This is a genomic window from Streptomyces sp. MS19 (assembly GCF_047200595.1).
Classification (GTDB): Bacteria; Actinomycetota; Actinomycetes; order Streptomycetales; family Streptomycetaceae; genus Streptomyces.
The window spans coordinates 104,635-121,148 of record NZ_JBJZOH010000010.1 but is presented as its reverse complement, the minus strand read 5'-3'; the positions used below and the strand labels follow the sequence as shown (position 1 = coordinate 121,148).

Sequence of the window (16,514 nt, the reverse complement as noted above, 5' to 3'; positions counted from 1 at the left end):
GGCGGGGAGCGAAGGATGCACAGGACCGGCCCGCCCGGCCCGTGACTCTTGGGGGACCTTCATGCACGTCGTACAAGGAGCACAGCCCGTCATCCTCGGCATCTCCGGGTCGGAACGCCCCGGAGGGAACACCGATCTCGCCCTCGACCACGCGGGCACCCTCGTCCGGGAGCGCGGTGGCGTCTTCCGGCAGATCCACCTGCGTGACCACCGGATCTCGCCGTGCAGCCCGTGCGGCGACTGCAACAGCCGGACGCTGCCCTGCGAGGTCAGGGACGACATGCCGGCCATCGTCGAGCAGATGAAGCAGGCCGACGGCATCGTGTACGCCGTGCCGGTGCACGGCTTCGGCCTGGCCCACCTGATGCAGATCTTCGTCGAACGGGCGGGCGTCGGCTTCCTGCGCTTCGACCGGCCGCTGGCCAACAAGGTCGGCGGCATCATCGTCACCGGGCGCCGCTACAGCGACGGTTCGGTGCACCACCAGCTCGTGGACAACCTGCTGCTCAACAGGATGATCCTGGTGGGCAGCGGCTTCCCCGCCCTGCTGCGCAACGCGACGGGCACCCCAGGACTCCACGACACGGAGGGCCTGGACGCGCTGGAACGCATGATCCACCGCATGGTCGACATGACGCTGCTGCTGCGCAGCGCCGCTTCGGGCGAAGGGGAGGTGCTGCCCCTGGACGACCGCAACGAGCGCGTCCAGCGCCACCGTTCGGCGTCCTGAGCAGGCACCTTCCCGGACAGTCCCCCCACATCCGCTCACCTCCCCGGCCCGGCGTACGCGCGCGGCCGTACGCGACCGCGCGCCCGCCGTGCCACCCCGTACCGTTCACCACCCCCACCGTCCAGTGAGGAGACACCACTCATGACCACCACGCCCACCTCCGGTTCCGCAGAGGCCGCCGAAGCGGCGGTCCCGGCACTCGTCGGCATCGACTTCGACTCCATCCCCTGGGAGAAGTGGCACAAGCCCGGCGCCGACGGCCGCGTGAAGCTCGCCTACACCGGCGGCCTGCGCATCCGCCTGATGGAGCTGCCCGCCGGGTTCAACGAGGCGGAGTGGTGCGAGCGCGGTCACCAGGGGTACGTGCTCCAGGGCACGTTCACCATCCACTTCGACAACCGCTCGGTGCCCTGCCGCCCCGGCATGGGCTTCATCATCCCGGGCGACGAGCGGCACCGCTCCCAGGGCTCCGACGCCGAGCCGACCGTCGTCTACGTGATCGACGAGGTGCCCGCCCCGTGACCGCCGCCGAGCCTGCCGCCGAGCCCGCCGCCGAGCCCACCGTCGAGCCGGTCGCCGAGCGCGTCGCCGAACTGCGCGTCACCATCGACGCGCTCGACCGCCGCATCGTCGCCCTCCTCGCCGAACGCACCGCCGTCGTCCGCGAGCTGACCGAGCACAAGCGCGACGAGCGGACCGTCCGCTCGCCCGGCCGCGTCGAGCAGGTCGTCGCACGCGTACGGGCGCTGGCCGAGGAGCACGGCATGCCGCCGGGGATCGCCGAGGCCGCCTACCGCGCCCTCATCGCGGAGCTGACCGCGATGCAGATGGAACGGCTCCACGAACGGCGCGCCGCCGCCGGGAGCACGACCGGGGCCGGGGACGGGGCGACGTGACGCCGCCCCGCCTCGCCGACCTGCGCACCGCGCTCGCCGGGCTCGACCCGCTGCCCGGCGAGCTGGTGCGGGTGCGGGAGGAGGTCCCGGCGCGCTTCGGCGTCTCCCACCGGTACGCGAAGTGGGCCGGGACCCCGGCCCCGCCGCCGACCGGCCCCGGGCCCGCCGTCCTCTTCGAACGGGTCGCGCCCGGTGTGCCGGACGCGGAGGCGCGCGCCGTCCTGATCGGCCTGTACGGGACGCGCCGCCGCGCCGCCGCCCTGCTCGGCACGACCCCGGCCGAGCTGCCCGCCCGGCTGCTGGACGCGGTCGCCGCGCCCGTGCAGCCCGTGCGGATACGGGAGGAGCGGGTGCCGGAACGGGTCGCGCTGCCGCCGGACCTGACCGCGCTGCCGGTGCCGGTGCTCACCGACGAGGACGCCGGCCCGTACCTCACCCTCGGCGCGGTCCTGGCGACCAACCCGGAGACGGGCGTGCGGAACCTGTCCGTGCACCGGATGTGCGTGCAGGGCCCCGACCTGCTGTCCATCTGGATGGTGCCGGGCCGCGACCTGGAGGCGGCGCACCTGGCGGCGCAGCGTCTCGGCCGCCCGCTGCCCGTCGCGGTCCACATCGGGCTGGCCCCGGCGATACTGCTGTCGTCGTGTTGCCCGACGTCGCTCGTGCCGGAGAAGACGGACGAGCTGGCCGTCGCGGGCGCGCTGGGCGGCGCGCCCGTCGAACTGTCCACCTGCCGCACGGTGGACGCGGAGTACATCGCGCACGCCGAGTACGTCCTGGAGGGCGAGCTGCTGCCGGGGCCCGTGCCGGAGAACCCGGAGGGCCCGGCGGCGACACCCGAGTTCCTCGGCTACCAGGGCCGCGCCCACCCGGGGCTGCCGACCGTGCGGGTCACGGGCGTGACGGCGCGCGAGGGCGCGATGTTCCAGACCGTCTCGGGTCCCGGGCACGAACAGTCGGTGCTGCTCGGCTTCGGGATGGAGGCGGCGGTCCTCGACGTGCTGCGCGGGCGCGGCGCGCCGGTGGCCGGGGTGCACTGCCATACGGCGGGTGGCGGGCAGTTGATGCTGGTGGTGCAGTGGCGCGCGAAGCGGTCGGCCGGGGAGGACGCGGTGGTGCGCGCGGCGGGCGAGGCCGTCCTGGAGCAGTTCAGGATGGTGAAGCTGGTCGTGTCGGTGGACGAGGACGTGGACGTCGAGTCGGACGCCGACCTGTGGTGGGCGGTGGTCACCCGGCTCCAGGCGGACCGGGACATCGCCGTCCTGCCCGACCGTCTTGGCTTCCCGCTCGACCCGACGCAGTCCACGGCGTACTCGGACACGGTCTCGGCGGACGGGCGTACGGCGAAGGCGCACTTCGACTGCACCGTGCCGTACGCGCACCGCGACCGGTTCCGCAGGCCCGCGTTCACGGCGCCGGGGGCCGCCGCCCCCGTCCCGTAGCCTCGCGCACCGCGTCGGCGAGCAGCGCGACGCCCTCGGTGATGCGGGGGGCGGGCAGCGTGGCGTAGCCCATGAGGTACGCCGGATGGTCCGGCGGTTCCTGGACGAAGTAGCCGGACGCGGGGTAGATCCGCACCCCGCGCCCGGCCGCCAGGCGGACCACGGTGTCCTCCAGGCGGGGGTCGAGCCCGGTGAGGGTGACGAGGACGTGCAGGCCCGCCGCCTCCCCGGAGACGCGGACCCCGGCGCCGAAGTGCTCGTACAGCGCGCCGAGGAGACGGCTTCTGCGCTGGCGGTACAGGCGCGTCATCCGGCTGATGTGCCGGGCGTACGCGCCGGTGCGGATGAAGTCGGCGAGCGCCTCCTGCGCGACGGTCGGCGTCAGCCGGTCGGTGATCCACTTGATGCCCAGGAACGGCTGGACGAGGCGCGGCGGCGGCACCGCGTAGCCGATGCGCAGCGCGGGGAAGAGCGTCTTGCTGAAGCTGCCGACGTACACCACCGTGTCGCGGTGCCGCTCGGCGGCCAGGGCGGGGAGCCGCTCGGCGGTGAACGTGAACTCGTTGTGGTAGTCGTCCTCCAGGACGGTCGCGCCACGCTCGTACGCCCAGCCCAGCAGGTGGCGGCGGCGTGCCTCGGACATGATCGAGCCGGTCGGGAACTGGTGCGACGGCGTGACGTACACCAGCCGTACGCGCGCCGGGTCGAGGCCGCGCGCCCGCACGTGGGCGTCGATGTCGGCGACGCGCAGCCCCTCCTCGTCCACCGGCACGGGGACCACCGCGCCCTCCGAGCAGCCGAACACCTGGCGCAGCACGGTGTGGCTGGGGTCCTCGATGACGACGACGTCGCCCTGCCGGACGAGTATCCGGGTGAGGATGTCGAGCGCCTGGGTGGCGCCGCCGGTGACCATGACGCGGTCGGGGGACGCGTCGAGGGCGCGGCTGTGGCGCAGCAGCGCGGCGATCTCGGCGCGGAGGGCGGGGGAGCCCTCGGCCGGGCCGTAGCCGAGGGCGGCGGCGTCGGCGCGGGCGTAGGCGGCGTGCAGGGACTGGCGCCAGCGGGCGACGGGGAAGTCGGCCAGGGCGGGGGTGCCGTGGCGGAAGTCGATGCCCACGCCTGGCTGGCGGACGGGGGGCGGTTCCCAGGGCTGCCAGAGGGAGTTGGCGCCGTCGGTGGGGACGGGCGGCTGGGGGGCGAGGGCGGCGGGGGCGCGGCGGGGCGGGGGGACGGGGGCGGCGGGCGTACCGGCGACGGTGGTGCCCGAGCCGCGCCTGGCGGTCACGACGCCCCGGGCGGCGAGGAGTTCGTACGCCCGGGTGACGACCGTACGGGACACGTCGAGCTGCTGGGCGAGGTCGCGGGAGGGCGGCATGGTGTCGCCCGGCCGCAGCTGTCCGGCGCGGACGAGGGCGACGACCTGGTCGCACACCTGCTGCTGGAGCGGCGTGCCGCCGTCCCGGTCGAGCACGATGAGCAGTTCCACCGACCCCATGGCCGCCCCCCGTTCCCGTTCCTCCGTCTCTCCTCGCCGAGTGTGGCACGGGGCACTGACAGAGGCGGGCGGCACGGGTGGGCGACCCGGGCCGGGCGCGGGGGAAGCGCCGTGCCCGGCCCGGGAGTCAGCTCAGCCGACCGTGAAGTGGTACGCGGTCGGGTCCGACGTCACGACGGTGCCGTCGGGGAGTTCGGCGCTCGCCTCGAAGGTGAGGGTGTAGTCGCCCTCCGCCTCGAAGCCCCAGTTGGTGTGGTGGTGGCCGCCCGCCGAGACGTCGAACGCGTCGGGCAGGCCGTCACCGCTGTCGAAGTTGAGGACCGGCTGCGCGGCCACGATGTCCCAGGAACTGACGTCGCCTGGGCCGCTGACGGAGGTCAGCTCGACGGTGACGGTGTCGTCCTCGAACACGCCGGCGGGCACCTCGTGCGCGGCCCAGCCCGCGTACAGCAGGTCGGGGTCGAGGCTCTGCGGGAGTATCCAGACCGGGTCGCCGGGCGAGCCGAGGAAGGAGTACGCCGGGTTGGACGGAACGGCGAGTTCCGCCTCGGGCTTGACCCACAGCGTGACGTCGGCCGGGTCGCGTTCGACGCCGGCGCCGGTCGTCTCGTCGTGCAGGCCGAGGCCGAGTTCGCCGTCCTCGTAGGAGATGTCGATCACATCGACGTGGCCTTCGGAGAGGACGACGGGCGCGGCGGACGCGGTGCCGACTGCCAGCGTGAGCGCGGCGGTTGCGGCGCCCGAGCACAGGACGGCGCGGGTCAGACGGGTGGACATGCGGACCTCCGGTTCGACGGAAGGGATGGGGGTGCGCTGTGAACGCCTGACGCATCCTAGATAAAATGACAATCATTATCAACAGGCGTCCGGTGCCCCCCGGTGTGACGGATGCCGGAATCGTTCATGATGTCGATAACGATTGTCGTTTCATATAGTCTGCGGGGCGCAAGTCGCGGGACTGAGGGGAGATCCACCGTCATGACCATCCGAAAGCGCTCGCGATGGCGCGCCGCCGTCGCGGGCCTGTTGACCGCCGCGCTGGCGGCCGGCGTCGCGGGCACCGCCCACGCCGCCGAGCCGCTCGTGCTCGACCACGGGCACATCGACGCGTTCCATGTGTCCGTCTCCGGCGGCGAGTTGCAGCTCGACCTGACCGAGGACGTGACCGGCCGCGGCGTCCGCCACGAGCCGGAGGACGTCGTCCTCAAGGTCAAGGAGCAGGCGTGGGACGACATCCCCGCGGGCTTCCCCGGGACACCGGCCGCGTACGTCCTCCCGCTCACCCAGGACCCCGACCTCATCTGGCCCGGCTGGGAGACCAACGCCACCGCGGCCAGCGGGTACACGGACGTGACCCTCGACATCACGGACGTCGAGGGACCGGGCACGGTCAGCCTCCACACGCTGTCCGTCTTCGGTGAACCACAGTCCCTCCTCGTCGGCGGCGGCTACGAACTGCCCGCCCAGATACGCGAGGCCCGCCCGACACACACCCACGCCCAGTGGGTCTTCCCCGAGGCGGGCGACTACTTCCTCACGGTCCACGCCCGCGCGACCGACCCGGCGACGGGCGCGGTCCTCACCAGCGGCGAGGAGACCTACCACTTCGAGGTCGGGGACGCGCCCGCCGAACCGGTGGGCCTGTCGGTGTCCGGGCTCGCCGACAGCTACCGGCCGGGCGACCCGGTGGAGCTGACCGCCGTGCCGGACGGCGCGACGGACCTCGACGACTACCGCTGGTACACCCGCGCCTCCGCCGCCGACCCGTGGACGGAGAGCGGCGACGGGGACGGCGCCGCGTACCACGGCACCGCCCGTACGGACGGTGAGCAGGTCAAGGCCGCGCTGCTCGACGGCGGCGGCGAGGTGGCCGCCGAGTCGGAACCGGTGACGGTCCACGTGGTGGACGACGGCGGTGAGCAGCCCGTCCGGCTGACCGTGGGCGGGCTCGCGCAGAGCTACCGGCCCGGCGACACCGTCGAGCTGACGGCCGCCCAGGACCCGCCGGGCGGCGACGGCGCGTACCGCTGGTCCGTCCGTGACCCCGGCGGCGACTGGGAGACGGCGGACGGCGCGGACGGCGCGTCGTACTCCTTCGAGGCCACCGAGGCGCTGGACGGCCGCCGCGTCAAGGCCGCCCTGTACGACGCGTCCGGCGAACGGATCGCGGAGTCGGCGGCGGTGACCGTGCGCGTGCGCGCCGACGAGGAGCCCCCGCCCGGCGGCGGCGACCCGCAGACGCCCACACCGCCCACCGACCCGCCCGGCACGCCGGACGACCCGGGCGCGACGCCCACCCCGCCCGCCACCGCGCCGCCCGGCCCCGCCGGCCAGGACCCGGACCCCGCGCCCGCGTGCTACCCCGTCGAGGAGCCGTCGGAGGAGCCCGGGACCTCGGCCCCCGCCGGAGAACGCGTGGTGCTGGACCACGGCCATGTGGACGCCTTCACCGTCGGGGTGGACGGCGGTGAGCTGGACCTCCGGCTCACCGAGGACGTGACCGGATCGCACGTCGCGCACGAGCCGGAGGACGTCCTCCTGCACGTCAAGGAGGACGCGTTCACCGAGGGCATCCCGGCGTCCTACCCGGGCGCCCCGTCCGGCTGGCTGCTGCCGCTCACCCAGGACTCGGACCTGCTGTGGCCCGGCTGGGACACCAACGGCACGGCGGGCAGCGACTACACGGACGTGACCATCGAGATCACCGGCGTGAACGGTCCCGGCGACGTGTACCTCTACTCGACGACCTCCTTCGGCGGCGCCGCGCCGCTGCTTGAGGGCGGCGGCTACCAGCTGCCGGGCTCGCTGCGCGAGGAGACGCCCGCGCACACGCACGCGCAGTGGACGTTCACGGAGGAAGGCGCGTACACGCTGACCGTCCGTGCGGTGGCGACCGACCCGGCTTCGGGACGTTCGCTGACCAGCCGCACGGCCGAGTACACCTTCGCCGTGGGCGAGCTGCCCGACGACGCCACCGTCCGGACGGCGGGCGCGCAGGCGCAGACGAGCACCGTCGGCCGGACGGCGGACGGCGAGCCGTGCGACCTGTCGGACGACCAGCTCGCGGGTGGCGCCGCCGGCGGCGGGGGCTCCCTCGCCAGTACCGGCAGCGACCTGCCGCCCCTCGCGCTCGCGGCCGCGCTGGCGCTGCTCGTCACCGGTACCGGTGGCGTGCTGTACGCGCGGCGCCGGCGGGCCGGGCGCGCGTAACCCAGACGGCGTGCGCTCCGGCGCGGACCGACCATCCGCGCCGGGGCGCACGCTCCGGACCACTTGACGGAAACCCGCTGACCACCATGGAGACACGCATGCGCGCACGCGGCGCCTTCGCCCTCGGGGCGGCGCTCGCCCTGGCGCTGAGCGGCTGCCGCGCGCCGGACGGCACCGGGGACGACGGCCGTGTCGAGGTCGTCACGACCACCGGCATCCTCGCCGACCTGGCGCGCAACGTCGCGGGCGACCTCGCGGACGTGCACTCCCTCGTCCCCGAGGGCGGCGACCCGCACACGTACGAGCCGTCGCTGCGTGACGTGCGCGACATCGTCTACGCCGACGCCGCGTTCACCAACTACCTGATGCTGGAGGAGCAGAACCTCATCCGCACCATCGACGCCAACCTGCCGGACGGCGTGCCGAACGTGTCGCTCGCCGAACGCGGCGCGGCCTACGGCGCGGAGATCATCCCGCTGGTCGAGAACGCGGCGCTCGACACCGTCTGGCTCGGCCTGCGCGTGGCCGGCACGGGCGCCGCGCTGGGCGCCGACCGCACGTCCGAGGTGCGGCTGAAGGCGGTCGGGCTCGACGGTCCCGGCGACCTCGTGGGCTATCTGACGGAGACGTTCGGCGAACCGTCGGTGTTCTTCGACTCGGGTGACGGCTTCGACGCGGGCGACGGCTACGCCACGGACACCGCGCCGCTGCCGCCGGACGCGCACACCCACATGAGCTGGGCGTTCACCGAACCGGGCGTCTACCGGCTGGAGATGGAGGCCGAACTGGCCACCGGTCCGCGCACACGGCCGGTCCCGCTCGGCGGCGGGACGGTCACGTTCGCGGTGGGCGTGGACCCGCACTCGGTGCCGGGCATGGCGGGCGCGGAGGTGCTGGGCGAGGGGCACGCGGACGTCACCGTGGACCTCGACGCGCCGGACGGCGACGGCCGGCTGGTGCTGCGGGCCGACCCCGAACCGGCGCGTGACGGGCATGTCCACGGGGAGCCCGAGGTGCTGGCGCTGGACCGCACGGTGGTGGACGTGCCCGGCCGGGCGCTGACGGAGGTGCCGGGCGACCCGCGCTTCCGCTTCCTCGGCCGGGCGGGCGACGACGTGTACCAGCTGCCGCAGGCCGTGCTCGGCCGCCATGTGCACGGCGAGATCGACCCGCACCTGTGGCACGACGCGCGCAACGCGATGGCGTACGTCAAGATCATCCGCGACACGCTGACCACCGTCGATCCGGCGCACGCCCGCGCGTACCGCGACAACGCCGAGCGGTACCTCGACCAACTGGCGGATCTCGACGACGAGATGACTGCGACCATCGGGGAGATCCCGGAGTCGCACCGCCAACTCGTGACGACACACGACGCGTTCGGCTACCTCGGCGCCGCCTACGGGCTCTCCATCGCCGGCTTCGTGACGCCGGGCCCGGCCACCGAACCGAGCCTGGCGGAGCGGCGCAGACTCTCCGAGACGATCGCCCAACTGCACGTGCCCGCCGTCTTCCTCGAACCCAACCTGGCCGCGCGCTCCAGCACGCTGGTCAGCATCGCGGAGGAGCAGGGCGTCCGCGTCTGCCCGCTGTACGGCGACGCGTTCGACGAACACGTGCACAGCTACGTCCAGATGATGCGCGCCAACGCCCGCTCGCTCCTCGACTGTCTCGGCTGACCCGGCCCGACCTGACCTGACCCGACCGACCAAGAGAAGGACCCCCGCCATGCCCGTTCCCGCCCTGCGGCTGCCGCTGGCCGCGCTGCTCGCGGCGGCGTGCGCGCTGCTGCCGGCCGCCGGCGCCTCCGCCGCCACCGCGCCGCCCGACGACGACCTCGACCAGACGCTGGCGCCCGACGAGGAGGTCGCCGGGGACCAGGCAGTCCTCGACACCGGGCACGTGGACATCGGCCCGCGCTTCCTGGACGGCGACTGGCGCCTCGCCGGCCGGGACGACTCCGTGGTACCGCCCGTCTGGCACACGCCGGACGACATCGTGGTGCGCGTCGCCGACGCGGCGATCCAGCAGGCGCCCGACCGGCCGGAGTTCGGCTTCCTGGACGCCGAGCCCGGCAGCGACGTGCACGTGATCCCGCAGACGCAGCAGCCGGACGTGGTGTGGCTCGGCTGGAACACGCAGGACCCGGAGGTCATGGACAGCGTGGCGCGCGGCGTCACGCTGACGCTGCACGGAGTGGAGGGCCCGGGGCATTTCTCGGTGTTCCTCCAGAACGGTGACCTGGGCGCGCCGGATGTGCTGTGGGACGGTGACGAGGCGGGACCGCAGGACATCTGGGTCGATGTGAACACGCACACGCACGCCAACTGGGTGTTCACCGAGCCGGGCGTGTACGCGCTCGATGTCGAGGTCGCCGCCGAACTCGTCGGCGGCGAGCAGGTGTCGGACCGGGTGCCGCTGTGGTTCGCGGTCGGGGACGGGACCGACCCGGCCGACGCGTTCGCCGCCGCGGCGCAGGAGGCGTCCGCCGGATCGTCGCCCTCGCCGTCCGCTTCGGCATCCGCCTCGTCGTCGGCGCCGGAGAGCGGCGCCGAGGCCGACGGCGAGGGCGACGAGGACAGCGGCCCGTCGTCCGCCGTGCTGCTGGGCGCCGGGGCCGCCGCCGTCGTGCTGCTCGCGCTGGCCGGTGCCACCGCCCTGCGCGGTCGCCGGGCACGGGCGCGCGCCGAGCAGGAGGCCGAACGCGAGGGGGACGCGTGACCGCCCTCTCGGTGAGCGGCCTGCGCGTCGATCTCGGCGGGCGCACGGTGCTGCGCGATGTCTCGCTGGACGTGGCGGCGGGCGAGTTCGTCGGTCTGGCCGGGCCCAACGGCGCCGGCAAGACGACGCTGCTGCGCTCCGTCCTCGGCCTGGTACGGCGCGCGGAAGGGCGCGTGACGGTCGAGGACGCGCCGGTCCCGCGCGTACGGCACCGGGTGGGCTATGTGCCGCAACGGCACGAGTTCGCCTGGGACTTCCCCGTCAGTGTCCGGGACGCGGTGCTGTACGGGCGCGTACGGCGCGTCGGCTGGGTGCGGCGCCCGGGTCTCGCGGACCACCGGGCGGTGGAGGCGGCGCTCGCGCGCGTCGGGATGGGCGCGCTGCGGCGGCGGCCGGTGGGTGAGCTGTCGGGCGGGCAGCGGCAGCGTGTGCTCGTGGCGCGCGCCCTGGTGGCCGAGCCCGCCGTGCTGCTGCTCGACGAGCCGTTCACCGGCCTGGACATGCCGACGCAGGAGCAGTTGACCGCGTTGTTCGCCGAACTGGCCGGGGAGGGCAAGGCGGTGCTGATGACGACGCACGACCTGCTGGGCGCGCTGCACGCCTGCTCGCGCCTCGTGCTGGTGAACCGCACGGTGGTCGCGGACGGCACACCGGACGAGCTGCGGCACGCGGCGCCGTGGCAGGCCGCGTTCGGCGTCGGTCCCGGCAGCCCGCTGCTGGCCGGGCTGGGGGTGGCGTGATGCTGTCACCCGCGGATTTCGTCGCGGACCTGTTCAACCCGGCGCTGGCGTTCCTGCCCAAGGCGCTGTTCGTCGCGCTCGTCTCCTCGGCGGTGTGCGGGGTCATCGGCTGCCATGTGGTCCTGCGCGGCATGGCGTTCATCGGGGACGCGGTGTCGCACGCTGTGTTCCCCGGGCTCGCGGTCGCGTTCGTCGTGCAGGGCAACCTCGTGCTCGGCGGCGCGGTGGCGGGGGTGCTGACCGCGGTGGCGGTCGCGGTGCTGTCGCAGACGCGGAGGCTGAAGGAGGACAGCGTCATCGGGGTGCTGTTCGTGGGGGCGTTCGCGCTGGGGATCGTGATCATCTCGCGGGCGCCGGGGTACTCGGGGTCGCTCCAGGCGTTCCTCTTCGGCTCGATCACCGGCATCCCGGACGAGGACCTGTACGTGGTGGCGCTGTCGGCCGTGGCGCTGCTGGCGCTGGCGTTCGCGCTGCACAAGGAGTTCGTGGCCGTCTCGCTCGACCGGGAGTCGGCGCGGGCGCTGGGACTGCCGGTGTTCTGGCTGGACATGGCGCTGTGCGTCATGGTCGCGGTGGCCGTCGTGATCTCCGTGCAGACGATCGGGAACGTGCTGGTGCTCGCCCTGCTCGTCACGCCCGCCGCGACGGCGCGGCTGCTGACGGACCGGCTGGGCGTGATGATGCTGCTCTCCCCGCTCCTCGGCGGGCTGGCGGCGCTGACCGGCATCTACCTGTCGTGGAGCCTGGACCTGCCGGCGGGCGGGACCGTCGTGCTCGTCGCCACCGGGGTCTTCCTGCTCGTCTGGCTGGCCGCGCCGCGGCACGGGCTGGTGGCCCGGTTGTGGCTGCGGCACCGGGGGCGGCCGGTGCCGGGGGGCGCGCTGGTCTGAGCGGCGCATGGCACGAGAGCACGCGCGGGGCGCAAGGGGTGCGCGCGGTGGTGCACGGCGTGCGGCGCGTGCCCCGAATGACCCTCGTACGGGGGACATTAGCGGGGCGCGGACGGGACATGTTCTCCGGTGACGGGCCCGTGAAATTGCAGATGTTCTTGCATTCGGGACCCGGGAACCTGGGGACCCGGGACGCGCGAGCGCCGGCACGATCCCCGTACGCCCTCGACGCGCACACGAAAGGAACGGTTCGCCATGACGTTCGAGAACGGCACGCCCGCGGACGGAATCACCGGGGCCGAGTGGGTCAAGAGCAGCGCCAGCATCGGAGAGGGCAACTGCGTGGAACTCACGGCACTTCCCGGCGGCGCGGTCGCGGTGCGCAACTCCCGTTTTCCCGACGGGCCCGCCCTCGTCTACACACGGGAGGAAGTCGCCGCCTTCGTCACCGGTGCCAAGTCGGGTGAATTCGATTTCCTGACCGCCTGACGGCGGCGGCCGCGCCGTCCGTTCCGGCGTTCGCCCCGGCGCCCGTTCCGGCGGGTGCGGAGAACTCCCTTCGCGGCGGACTCCGGTCGGGGATACTGGCACCTCCCCCCCACCCGTCCCGCGCAGTTCCGCGTTCCCTGAAGGGTTCCCATGTCCGCCACCGGGTCCGGCCGCCGGACACCCATGGCTCCGGCGGTCCCCGTGCCCAGGCAGCAGGGCAGGCCGGAGGTCGCGGCGCGCGTGCTGGGCGAGTACCTGCGGCTCTTACGCAAGGAGCAGGGCCTGGCGCTGAAGGACGTGGCCGGGCCGATCCGCGGCTCGGTCGCCAAGGTCAGCCGCCTGGAGCGCGGCGTCTCACCGCCCAAGGAACGGGACATCGAGGAACTCATCCGCTTCTTCCGCGTCTCGGACGAACGGGCCAGGGAGATCCGCGCGCTGCTGCGGCAGGCGCAGGAGAGCCCCTGGTGGAAGCAGTTCAGCGACGTCACACCCGAGTACCTGCGCCGCCTGATAGGCCTGGAAGGCGCGGCGGTCGGCATCTACACGTACGAGAACCACGTCGTGCCCGGCCTGCTCCAGACGCCCGCCTACGCCAGGTCGGTCATCAGGGCCGCGCTGCCGAACGCGCACGACGACGACATAGAGCGCCGCGTGACGCTCCGCATGACCCGGCAGCAGCTGATCCACAGCCCGCAGCGCCCCCGGGTCGTCGCGCTGCTGGACGAGGGCATCCTGCGGCGGCCGGTCGGGGGCCCCGGGGTGATGTGCGCGCAGCTCGAACACCTGCGGGAGGTCGCCCGCCTGGAGAACGTGCACGTGCGGGTCGTGGAGTTCGAGAAGGGCGCGTGCCGCGTGCCGAGTTACCCGATCACGCGGCTGCACTTCGGGGACGGCGGCCCGTCCCAGCTCGTCTACGTCGAGCACATCGACAGCGCCCACTACGTGACGCGGGCCTCGGAGGTCGAGCAGTACCGCGTGGTGCTCGACAAGATCAACCAGGTGGCCGCCGACCGGCGGCGCAGCGGGGAGCTGCTGGACGAGGCGATCGAGGGCTACCGGGAGCGCGCCCGCGCCGCCTCCTGAGCCGGTGTGGCGGGTGCCCGGGTCAGACGCGGGCGACGCCGCCCCAGCTGATCCACTCGCCGCCTGGCCTGGCGGGCGCGGCCTCGCCGTCCGGCCGCCAGCCGCGGACGTCGCCCAGGCCGGGCGGCAGCGGCGCCGTTCCCGCGAAGTACGCGCCGACCTCGGCCGACGAGCGGACGCGGCCCCAGCTCCCGCCGGTCACTTCGGCCATGAGGCGGGTCGTGCGCGCGCGGAACTCCTCGTCGTCGCTGACCAGATGGGAGATGACGACGAAGCTGCCGGGCGCGAGCCGCCGCGCGACACGTGCGACCAGGCCGCCGGGGTCGCTGTCGTCCGGGAGGCAGTGGAGGACGGCGGCGAACAGCGCGGCGGTCGGCCGGTCGGGGCGGATCAGCCGCTCCACCTCGGGGTGGCCGAGGAGCGCGTCGGTGTCCCGCATGTCGAGGTCGACGACGGCCGTGCCCTCGTCGTCCTCCAGGATGGTCCGGCCGTGGGTGAGCGCCAGCGGGTCGGTGTCGATGTAGACGACGCGCGACGCGGGGCGGGAACGGCGGGCGATCTGGTGGACGTTCTCCCTGGCGGGGAGCCCGAAGCCGAAGTCGAGGAACTGCTCGACGCCGTGCTCCCCGGCCAGGACGCGGACGGCGCGGTGCAGGAAGCCGCGGCTGTCGCGGACGACGGCCGCCGTGCTGGGCGCGAGGCCGAGCAGCCGGGCGCACGCGGCGCGGTCCGACGCGTAGTTCTCGATGCCGCCGAGCAGGTAGTCGGACATCCGGGCGACGCTCGGCGCGTTGACGTCGATGTGCGAGATGGGTGTCTCCCCTTGGCTCGTATCCCCCGCGACGGGCCCGGCACGGACCCGCTGTCGTGTACGGCCACCCCCTCGGAACGGCACTGTACGGCAGGGCGGGCGCCGTTGCCGCCGGGGAAGGGGGAGCGGAGGGGGGCACGGGAGGGAGCGGGGGCGCTCAGGGGCGGAGCAGCAGGCGCAGCGAGGGCTCGTCGATGCCCATCACCTCGGCCGTCTCCTTGACGGACAGGCCGAGTTGCCCGTGCAGCAGCAACGCGTCGGACCGGTCGGGCCCCTGGTGCGCGGCGGCCGGGGTGTCCGGGGCGGTGGGTGCGGCGGGTGCGGCGGGTGTGCTGAGTGCGGCGATGTGCCGGCCGAGGACGGACCAGGCGATCGCGGCGGGCCGGGCGCTGCGCAGGACCTCGGGCCATATGGCGGCCAGGTCGGTGAACGCGGCGTCCACCAGGGACGTGGCGGCGTGGTCGTCACCGGTGCGCGCCTGTGCGAAGCGGAAGTACGCGCCGTGGTGCAGCTCGCGGAAGGCCTGGTAGTCCAGGCGGGTGCGGGCCGGTCCTGGCTCGGTGAACGTGCCGCCTGGGCGTTGTCGGAAGACCATGATCGCTCCTGTGTGGGGGGAGAATCACCGCGGGCGGCAGGGGATGGAGGGGCGGGCCGGGCGGGTGTGGGGGGACGCCGCCGGTACGGGGGTCGCGCGGGCGTCGGGCCGCGTCTCAGGCGGTCGCGCGCGCACCGGTCGCGTTCCCGGGAGGAGGGACGGGTGCGTGCGGTGCCGGAACGGTTTCGTGGCGGGCGAACCCCGGCAGAATGACGTTGCACGCCGTGGGCGGGAGAAAGCGCCATCGGCTGCGCCGGTCGGACATGTTCACCCTCCCTCGGGCTCGATCGAAGACCCCGGGCTTGCTTGCCGGCCCTCCGGGGCCTTTCGCGTGGGCCGCGGTACCTGAATCCTCGCAGCCCGGATGTACGTACAGCCTAAAAGCTACCCGCAGCCTTCCCCGGGCGTCAGGGAGTTCATCGGTTCCGTGCAAAAAACGGCATCGGCCCGACTGCTTCCCGCCACGATCCCGGACCATTCCGGGTAGGTACGCAGGGGACCGTGAATGGACGAAAAATGACCGGACTCACCCGCCTGTTCGTGCGACAACCGTCAAAAAGCGAAGTATTGAGGGCGGAATTCCGGCATCACCACCCGCGGCACAACCAGCCCGCATATGCGCGGGCGGCATGACCCTACCGCAGAACATCACCCGATCGGGTGAGCCCCCCCTTTCCCGGCTGACACCTTCTTCCCGCCCTGCACGTGCATATGCAACTCCGCCCGGCATCCCGTCACTTCGAACCCCCGAAACTCCCCGGAACCGGCGGCTCCCACCCTGCCGAAGGCAGCCACCGCCGGACCACCCGCGCGGGAACGCCCGCCACCACCGCGTGGTCCGGCACCGTGCCGCGCACCACCGCCCCCGCGGCCACGACCGCGTTCCGCCCCACCACCGCGCCGGGCAGTATCACCGCGCCCGTGCCGATCCAGCTCCCCGCACCGATGCGCACCGGTGCCATGCTCGGCCACTGCTTCCCGACCGGCGTACTCGGGTCGTCGTAGCGATGGTTGATCGAGGTGACATAGACGTAGGGCCCCATGAAGCAGTCCGCGCCGATCGTCACCCTCGCGCCCGCGACGACATGGCTGCCCCTGCCGATGACCGCACCGTCGCCCACTGTCAGCAGTGGCTCCGGGCCGAGGTCCTGACCGGGTGCGAGACCCACCGTGAGCGTGACCTGTTCGGCGACCACGCAGTGCGCCCCGAGGCGGATCCAGCGCTCGCCGAAGATCGTGCCCTGCGGGTACGCGAGGCGCGTGTGGGGGCCGATGGCCCCGAAGCGCAGACGTCCTGGATGCTCTGCGGTCACGGCTCCGACCGCACGCGTCCAGCGCGCCGCTGTCTGGACGGCGCGCTGCGCGGCCCGGCGTGGCCAGCGTGCGATCGTATGTGCGAATGTCGGCACCTG

Annotated in this window: 15 protein-coding genes and 1 pseudogene; 11 read left to right on the top strand and 5 right to left on the bottom strand. The window is 73.8% G+C overall.

Translation table 11 applies throughout. The annotated features are described in order from the left end of the window. The first annotated feature begins 61 nt into the window (after nt 1–61). The 4 genes from ACL02R_RS13330 (at nt 62) to ACL02R_RS13315 (ending at nt 3,068) form a co-directional block, all read left to right on the top strand. Complete coding sequence (locus tag ACL02R_RS13330; RefSeq protein WP_362961105.1) at nt 62–730, top strand: flavodoxin family protein; 669 nt, start codon at nt 62–64, stop codon at nt 728–730. 141 nt (nt 731–871) lie between these two features. Continuing rightward, nucleotides 872–1,252 carry a cupin domain-containing protein gene (locus tag ACL02R_RS13325; RefSeq protein ID WP_412797087.1) on the top strand — a complete coding sequence of 127 codons (381 nt, stop codon included), beginning with the start codon at nt 872–874 and terminating at the stop codon, nt 1,250–1,252. Further along, the gene (locus ACL02R_RS13320; protein ID WP_412797086.1) at nt 1,249–1,626 is read left to right on the top strand and encodes a chorismate mutase; all 378 of its coding nucleotides are present in this window, start codon (nt 1,249–1,251) and stop codon (nt 1,624–1,626) included. The genes ACL02R_RS13325 and ACL02R_RS13320 overlap by 4 nt, the downstream gene beginning before the upstream one ends. Beyond that, complete coding sequence (locus ACL02R_RS13315) at nt 1,623–3,068, top strand: UbiD family decarboxylase domain-containing protein (protein WP_412797085.1); 1,446 nt, start codon at nt 1,623–1,625, stop codon at nt 3,066–3,068. Before ACL02R_RS13320 ends, ACL02R_RS13315 begins: the two co-directional genes overlap by 4 nt. On the opposite strand, the gene ACL02R_RS13310 is transcribed toward ACL02R_RS13315, so the two are convergent. Next, entirely contained in the window at nt 3,034–4,563 is a 1,530-nt protein-coding gene (locus ACL02R_RS13310) for a PLP-dependent aminotransferase family protein (RefSeq protein ID WP_412797084.1), read from the bottom strand. The genes ACL02R_RS13315 and ACL02R_RS13310 overlap by 35 nt on opposite strands. 132 nt (nt 4,564–4,695) lie before the next feature. After that, nucleotides 4,696–5,340, bottom strand: a complete 645-nt coding sequence (locus ACL02R_RS13305; protein WP_412797083.1) for a choice-of-anchor M domain-containing protein — start codon at nt 5,338–5,340, stop codon at nt 4,696–4,698. Between the two features lie 201 nt (nt 5,341–5,541). Between ACL02R_RS13305 and ACL02R_RS13300 the strand changes: the two genes are divergently transcribed. The 7 genes from ACL02R_RS13300 to ACL02R_RS13270 all read left to right on the top strand — a co-directional run bounded on the left by ACL02R_RS13300 (nt 5,542) and on the right by ACL02R_RS13270 (nt 13,696). After that, nucleotides 5,542–7,773: a choice-of-anchor M domain-containing protein gene (locus ACL02R_RS13300; RefSeq protein ID WP_412797082.1), complete on the top strand. Its 2,232-nt coding sequence runs from the start codon at nt 5,542–5,544 to the stop codon at nt 7,771–7,773. A gap of 98 nt (nt 7,774–7,871) precedes the next feature. Beyond that, nucleotides 7,872–9,452 (top strand): anchored repeat ABC transporter, substrate-binding protein, encoded by a 1,581-nt coding sequence (locus ACL02R_RS13295; protein ID WP_412797081.1) that lies wholly within the window; start codon nt 7,872–7,874, stop codon nt 9,450–9,452. 49 nt (nt 9,453–9,501) lie between these two features. Then, complete coding sequence (locus ACL02R_RS13290) at nt 9,502–10,494, top strand: TIGR03773 family transporter-associated surface protein (protein ID WP_412797080.1); 993 nt, start codon at nt 9,502–9,504, stop codon at nt 10,492–10,494. Further along, the gene (locus ACL02R_RS13285; protein WP_412797079.1) at nt 10,491–11,234 is read left to right on the top strand and encodes an anchored repeat-type ABC transporter ATP-binding subunit; all 744 of its coding nucleotides are present in this window, start codon (nt 10,491–10,493) and stop codon (nt 11,232–11,234) included. The genes ACL02R_RS13290 and ACL02R_RS13285 overlap by 4 nt, the downstream gene beginning before the upstream one ends. Continuing rightward, complete coding sequence (locus ACL02R_RS13280; protein WP_412797078.1) at nt 11,234–12,124, top strand: anchored repeat-type ABC transporter permease subunit; 891 nt, start codon at nt 11,234–11,236, stop codon at nt 12,122–12,124. Before ACL02R_RS13285 ends, ACL02R_RS13280 begins: the two co-directional genes overlap by 1 nt. A gap of 255 nt (nt 12,125–12,379) precedes the next feature. Then, the gene (locus tag ACL02R_RS13275) at nt 12,380–12,613 is read left to right on the top strand and encodes a DUF397 domain-containing protein (RefSeq protein ID WP_362961075.1); all 234 of its coding nucleotides are present in this window, start codon (nt 12,380–12,382) and stop codon (nt 12,611–12,613) included. A 201-nt stretch (nt 12,614–12,814) separates the two neighbouring features. Then, nucleotides 12,815–13,696 (top strand): helix-turn-helix domain-containing protein, encoded by an 882-nt coding sequence (locus tag ACL02R_RS13270; RefSeq protein ID WP_412797077.1) that lies wholly within the window; start codon nt 12,815–12,817, stop codon nt 13,694–13,696. Between the two features lie 22 nt (nt 13,697–13,718). Here the strand turns inward: ACL02R_RS13270 and ACL02R_RS13265 are convergent, their stop codons facing one another. From ACL02R_RS13265 to ACL02R_RS13255, 3 genes and pseudogenes are all read right to left on the bottom strand, one after another. Continuing rightward, nucleotides 13,719–14,507 (bottom strand): SAM-dependent methyltransferase, encoded by a 789-nt coding sequence (locus ACL02R_RS13265; RefSeq protein WP_412797143.1) that lies wholly within the window; start codon nt 14,505–14,507, stop codon nt 13,719–13,721. Nucleotides 14,508–14,664: 157 nt separating this feature from the next. Continuing rightward, a complete protein-coding gene (locus ACL02R_RS13260) occupies nt 14,665–15,102 on the bottom strand; it encodes a hypothetical protein (RefSeq protein WP_412797076.1) in 438 nt (145 codons plus the stop codon). Nucleotides 15,103–15,863: 761 nt separating this feature from the next. Further along, nucleotides 15,864–16,511, bottom strand: a pseudogene (locus tag ACL02R_RS13255) (acyltransferase); the annotation flags it as partial. Nucleotides 16,512–16,514: the final 3 nt, after the last annotated feature.

Excerpts from the sequence above, each read along its gene's own strand:
- ACL02R_RS13330 (WP_362961105.1), top strand. The coding sequence starts at position 62 with ATGCACGTCGTACAAGGAGCACAGCCCGTCATCCTCGGCATCTCCGGG.
- ACL02R_RS13325 (WP_412797087.1), top strand. The coding sequence starts at position 872 with ATGACCACCACGCCCACCTCCGGTTCCGCAGAGGCCGCCGAAGCGGCG.
- ACL02R_RS13310 (WP_412797084.1), bottom strand. The coding sequence starts at position 4,563 with ATGGGGTCGGTGGAACTGCTCATCGTGCTCGACCGGGACGGCGGCACG.
- ACL02R_RS13305 (WP_412797083.1), bottom strand. The coding sequence starts at position 5,340 with ATGTCCACCCGTCTGACCCGCGCCGTCCTGTGCTCGGGCGCCGCAACC.
- ACL02R_RS13300 (WP_412797082.1), top strand. The coding sequence starts at position 5,542 with ATGACCATCCGAAAGCGCTCGCGATGGCGCGCCGCCGTCGCGGGCCTG.
- ACL02R_RS13295 (WP_412797081.1), top strand. The coding sequence starts at position 7,872 with ATGCGCGCACGCGGCGCCTTCGCCCTCGGGGCGGCGCTCGCCCTGGCG.
- ACL02R_RS13290 (WP_412797080.1), top strand. The coding sequence starts at position 9,502 with ATGCCCGTTCCCGCCCTGCGGCTGCCGCTGGCCGCGCTGCTCGCGGCG.
- ACL02R_RS13280 (WP_412797078.1), top strand. The coding sequence starts at position 11,234 with ATGCTGTCACCCGCGGATTTCGTCGCGGACCTGTTCAACCCGGCGCTG.
- ACL02R_RS13275 (WP_362961075.1), top strand. The coding sequence starts at position 12,380 with ATGACGTTCGAGAACGGCACGCCCGCGGACGGAATCACCGGGGCCGAG.
- ACL02R_RS13260 (WP_412797076.1), bottom strand. The coding sequence starts at position 15,102 with ATGGTCTTCCGACAACGCCCAGGCGGCACGTTCACCGAGCCAGGACCG.